This window comes from Mycobacterium sp. NGS68, from assembly GCF_059812195.1.
The window spans coordinates 1-1,042 of sequence record NZ_JCALCE010000082.1; the positions used below are offsets into that span (position 1 = coordinate 1).

A 1,042-nucleotide genomic window follows, 5' to 3' on the forward strand; every position below is an offset into this window, starting at 1 on the left:
GCGCCCGGATGATCGTCGGATGCGAGCCAGAGAGGCTCCGGTTTCGTCGCCTCGAGGACTGATTTGATCGCAGGTGTGCAGCCGAGCTCGCGGAGTTTCTCGGCGGAGACGAAGCCGTCGGTGAGCTTGCTGGCGGAGTAGGCGCCGCAGAGGGTCCAGACGCCGACGGCGGCGGCGCGGTGCTTCCGTGGGATGGACAGCACCTCGGGTGAGTCGTAGAAGCCCAGATCGACGTTGAACCCGGGCGGACGACGATCAGCCATCAGACGGCAGCCTTTCGGAGGTCGTTGAGCGCGCGGTCGAGCTGGTCGAGCGCTTCACGGGTCCGTGTGACGGGGTTCGTGTACCGGCTGGTGATGTGTTCGACCGCGGCGGTGACGTCGCCGGCGGCGCGCACGGCGTCGGCGATGAGTTTCAGCTCGGCGAGGCCGACCCAGTCGCGGCCGGCCCGGATGTAGCCGCGGGTCTCTGCGGCCCAGTCGATTCGGCCGCCGAGCGCGGTTTCAATGGCCTGCAGGCGTTCCCGGAGCTGGGCGGCGCCGGGGTCGGCGCGGTCCGCGGTGGCTTGGACGGCGGCCTGGACGCGCTTGTCGAGGTCTTTGCGCGCGTCGTCTGCGGCGCGCAAGCGGATGTCGCTGATCACCCGGGCCCGCATGGTGTCTTGGCGGGCGATGATGGACCGCACGGCGTGCCAGGACGGCGCGTGCGCGGCGGGTTTGCGGTCGGGCTGCTGTCGTATGTCCATGCGGGTTTTCGAGCGTCCTGGGGCCATCAGGCCCCATCCGGCGGGCAGCTCTCCGTCGCGCACGATCGCGGGGTCGGAGACCACGAGCCACCATTCGTGGCATTCGTCGGCCCACTGGTCGGCTTTCTCCCGGTCTTCGAGTTCGTGGAGCCAGTCAGCGCGGGACACTTTCAGCTCGTGGCCGACCAAGATGCGGCCGCTCGAGCTGGTGAACCCGACGTACAGGGCGTCGCAGCGGCGCCAGCCGCCCTGGCCGTTCCAGCCGCATTCGGTGATGAACACGCCGCCCGGCAGGTT

1 protein-coding gene and 1 pseudogene are annotated in these 1,042 nt (G+C 69.7%); both read right to left on the bottom strand.

Annotation, left to right across the window (positions count from 1 at the left end):
• Nucleotides 1-263: pseudogene (locus AC5Y5V_RS31345) on the bottom strand (hypothetical protein); the annotation flags it as partial.
• A partial coding sequence (locus AC5Y5V_RS31350) for a hypothetical protein (protein ID WP_499942964.1) occupies nucleotides 263-1,042 on the bottom strand: 780 nt, incomplete at its 5' end. The gene AC5Y5V_RS31350 and the pseudogene AC5Y5V_RS31345, both read right to left, overlap by 1 nt.